Below are 3,778 nucleotides of genomic sequence, written 5' to 3'. Positions count from 1 at the left end.
TAATGAGAATCCCAGAGAAGAAACCAAGATACTAGTAGAAGAAGCAATAAGTAAAATTCCATGGCATCTTTATATATATGTTGAAGAACTAATAGAAGAATTCAATGAAAAACAAGTAAGCATGTGAGTTAATTCGATTAGGCAATGGCTTCTGATAACACCGTATTCGCGCTTCGGGCTATCGCCCTCGGTCTGCCCGTGGAATTTCGAGGGAGTAGATTCAGGCAGACAACACCTGCGAGGCTAAGTCTTCGACCCAGTCGCTACGCTCCTTTAAGCCTCTCGGGTTCGTGAATACAACAACGTTATCGGAAACCCCAGAAAGATAGATGTAAGAAAAAACAATTAAGTTCAATTCCTAAACAGATGAGCTCAAATACAGAATAAGCTAATATAGAAATAAAGAATAACTCAATAAGGGAGATGAAATTAAAATGTTATCATCATGGGAAGTTGATTATAAGGGACACAAAGTAAAAGTTGAGAATACTTGGTTTGGTGAAAGGCTTTATGTCGATGGTGAACTACAGGATGAACAAGTTGGGTTTAATTTTAGAAGTCGTTTATATGGAAGAATAAAAAATGGAGATGGAGAAAACGCATCAATTAAGGTCTCGATTGGTGGGTGGATTACAGCATGCTGTAGAATATTCATTAATGATACGTTAGTTTTTTCAAAAGGCAAGTATTGAAATAGTCGACAGATAAACAATAAGTGGAAATATAAAGTTCAAAGTAAAATGGAATTACAAAAGCTGAAAGCTAATCAATGAAGTCTGGGGCATCCGATAACACCGTGTTCCCACTGCGGTTCCTACGGAGCCTTGGTCTGCCCGAGGGATTTCTAGGAAGCGGATTCAGCAGACACACCTGCACCGACTAACCGCATCGCGGCCGCCCTTCGGGCTTAAGTCGGTGAGGCGTCGGGAACACAACAACGTTATCGGAAATTCCCTAAGAGCCTATTAAGGAGATTACTTGATGAAGAAAAGAAATATATTCTTTATTATAATTTTCATTTCAATTTGTTTACTGTCCTACATTTACTACACTAATTGCGTTCCTCAATATTATGAAAAGAATTATTTTGGAAACTTAAGAATGGAACCCTACATTTCGAAAAATAATTTTATTAAAATCTATGGAATGCCAAGTAATATAGAGTCTAGAAATGATCAAAAGATATTAATTTATGAAGATTTTAAAGCCATTTTTAATGACCACTCAACATTAGATTATATTATTTTAACAAACCCACGATATAGATTCGGAGTAAAGAGCATAGGAGTAGGAAGTACATTATCTGAAATAATGGAGGCTTATAAGAACCAAAAGCAAATTTCAGATACAGATAAAAATGAAGTAGGTTTTATTGATGGATATTTAAAGAATAATTTTGATCACAATCATTCAGTTCCATGGGTGTTTTTTATTTTTAATGAGGAACAAATTGTAATTGAGATGAAGATTTTTTCTGGAGATGTTTTTTAAGAGATCAACTCAACAAATTACTTGCTTGCAACTCAGAGAAGAGGGAACTTCCGATAACACCATATTCACGCTGCGGGGCTGTCGCCCCTTGGTCTGCCCGAGGCATTTCGAGGAAGCGGAATCAGGCAGACAACCCTGCAAGGCTAAGTCTTCGACCCAGTCGCTACGCTCCTTTAAGCCTCTCGGATTCGTGAATACAACAACGTTACCTGAAATATCTGCTACATTTTTAAACCATATTTAAAGACATTTTTGATTGTATTTCGAATGGAGTGTAATTAATGGCAAAATTTAAATGTAAATGTGGGGAAATTCTGTCGAATGGACGAGTGCCTAATGATATCCAAATTCATGCGACAGCTTTTGAAGATTGGGATAAAGCCATAGAAGAAGAGATTCGTGTGTTAGAGTGGCCTGAGGAGGATATTTGGAAATGTCCCGAATGTAATCGGCTTCATTTATTTGAAGGCAGTTGGTTAGCTAAAGAATTCATAATAGAGGAAGAGCTAATTAGTCTTAGTAAGGCGATTGTAAGTGCGGTAATAATACAAATATAAAGAACTATATTGTTTACACAGATAAAGAATTAGATGAATATACTCTTGACATTGAATTAGTTACAGAATTGCCCTTGCCTAAGAGAGATGTCTGGTTATGTACTGATTGTAATAGAGTTTATATACGAGATCACATAAGCGAGAAGATAAAAAATTATATTGAAATAATCGAATAGACTTTTGTGAGCTTTTCAAAGATGGCAGATACATCAGGTAACACCGTATTCACGCTGCGGGGCTAACGCCCCTTGGTCTGCCAGAAGCATTTCGAGAAGTATATCAGACAGACAACCCTGAAAGGCTAAGTCTTCGACCCAGTCGCTTCGCTCCTTTAAGCCTTTCGGGTTCGTGAATACAACAACGTTATCGGAAACCCCAGAAAGATAGATGTAAGAAAAAACAATTAAGTTCAATTCCTAAACAGATGAGCTCAAATACAGAATAAGCTAATATAGAAATAAAGAATAACTCAATAAGGGAGATGAAATTAAAATGTTATCATCATGGGAAGTTGATTATAAGGGACACAAAGTAAAAGTTGAGAATACTTGGTTTGGTGAAAGGCTTTATGTCGATGGTGAACTACAGGATGAACAAGTTGGGTTTAATTTTAGAAGTCGTTTATATGGAAGAATAAAAAATGGAGATGGAGAAAACGCATCAATTAAGGTCTCGATTGGTGGGTGGATTACAGCATGCTGTAGAATATTCATTAATGATACGTTAGTTTTTTCAAAAGGCAAGTATTGAAATAGTCGACAGATAAACAATAAGTGGAAATATAAAGTTCAAAGTAAAATGGAATTACAAAAGCTGAAAGCTAATCAATGAAGTCTGGGGCATCCGATAACACCGTGTTCCCACTGCGGTTCCTACGGAGCCTTGGTCTGCCCGAGGGATTTCTAGGAAGCGGATTCAGCAGACACACCTGCACCGACTAACCGCATCGCGGCCGCCCTTCGGGCTTAAGTCGGTGAGGCGTCGGGAACACAACAACGTTAGATGAAATCGGGGCTTATATAATAATCCTAGAAGATCATTTAAAACCATTTACAAAGCAAATACGAGAAAAGGAACGAATATATGTCTAAGAAGATTTTAAAGATTGGATTGGTTTTTTCATTATGTATGCCCTTAATATACATTTTGTTAATTAGAGGAATAGAATATTACTTAAATTGGGGCAATTCATTAGAAGAATATGGATATCATGATACATATTTTATTGTAACACCAGGCATTAGTGTGGTTGGGTTTGTATTAATTTTTTTAATTTCTTATTTTTTATTCTTGCTTACTTACGTATTATATAGATTTTTTAGGCGAACTAAGAAACTATAGGATAGGAACACTGACAAACTAAAAGAATTATAATAAATCTAATATGAAGATATAAAAACCAATTTAAAGATATTAGAATAACTTAAAGGCTATTTGTAAGTAACACAATGAAGCCCCCGACATCATCTAACACCATGTTCCCGCTGAGGAGCTGACGCTCCTTGGTCTGCCCGAGCAATTCGAGAAGTTGTATCAGGCAGACAACCCTGCACCACCTAACCGCATCGCGGCCGGACCTAACGGTCCTTAAGGTGGTGAGGGTTCGGGAACACAACAACGTTATCAGAAATCATCGCAAGTCCGAAAGTGAGGTAAGTTCAAATTAACGAAGGAATTTATCGAATTGACAATGAAGTAATGGTCATAGGCCAGTCGTTACCTATCTTTAT

The 3,778-nt window shown here is 37.0% G+C and carries 5 protein-coding genes; all 5 read left to right on the top strand.

All coding sequences use genetic code 11. The annotated features are described in order from the left end of the window. Positions 1-434 precede the first annotated feature (434 nt). The 5 genes from AC58PQ_RS29440 (at position 435) to AC58PQ_RS29420 (ending at position 2,798) form a co-directional block, all read left to right on the top strand. On the top strand, positions 435-692 hold the full coding sequence (locus tag AC58PQ_RS29440; protein ID WP_497247927.1) for a hypothetical protein: 258 nt from the start codon (positions 435-437) through the stop codon (positions 690-692). Positions 693-981: 289 nt separating this feature from the next. After that, positions 982-1,491, top strand: a complete 510-nt coding sequence (locus AC58PQ_RS29435) for a hypothetical protein (RefSeq protein ID WP_497247931.1) — start codon at positions 982-984, stop codon at positions 1,489-1,491. Positions 1,492-1,772: 281 nt separating this feature from the next. Beyond that, complete coding sequence (locus AC58PQ_RS29430) at positions 1,773-2,048, top strand: DUF8617 domain-containing protein (RefSeq protein ID WP_497247929.1); 276 nt, start codon at positions 1,773-1,775, stop codon at positions 2,046-2,048. After that, the gene (locus AC58PQ_RS29425) at positions 2,045-2,224 is read left to right on the top strand and encodes a DUF8617 domain-containing protein (protein ID WP_497247933.1); all 180 of its coding nucleotides are present in this window, start codon (positions 2,045-2,047) and stop codon (positions 2,222-2,224) included. Before AC58PQ_RS29430 ends, AC58PQ_RS29425 begins: the two co-directional genes overlap by 4 nt. A 316-nt stretch (positions 2,225-2,540) precedes the next feature. Continuing rightward, positions 2,541-2,798 (top strand): hypothetical protein, encoded by a 258-nt coding sequence (locus tag AC58PQ_RS29420; RefSeq protein WP_497247927.1) that lies wholly within the window; start codon positions 2,541-2,543, stop codon positions 2,796-2,798. Positions 2,799-3,778 lie beyond the last annotated feature (980 nt).

Source organism: Paenibacillus sp. J22P143 (assembly GCF_059692035.1).
The sequence above is the reverse complement of the archived record's forward strand: the minus strand, read 5'-3'. Positions and strand labels throughout refer to the sequence as shown.

What these genes read in the sequence shown, in the direction of transcription:
- AC58PQ_RS29440 (WP_497247927.1), top strand. Translation starts at nt 435, where the DNA reads ATGTTATCATCATGGGAAGTTGATTATAAGGGACACAAAGTAAAAGTT.
- AC58PQ_RS29435 (WP_497247931.1), top strand. Translation starts at nt 982, where the DNA reads ATGAAGAAAAGAAATATATTCTTTATTATAATTTTCATTTCAATTTGT.
- AC58PQ_RS29430 (WP_497247929.1), top strand. Translation starts at nt 1,773, where the DNA reads ATGGCAAAATTTAAATGTAAATGTGGGGAAATTCTGTCGAATGGACGA.
- AC58PQ_RS29420 (WP_497247927.1), top strand. Translation starts at nt 2,541, where the DNA reads ATGTTATCATCATGGGAAGTTGATTATAAGGGACACAAAGTAAAAGTT.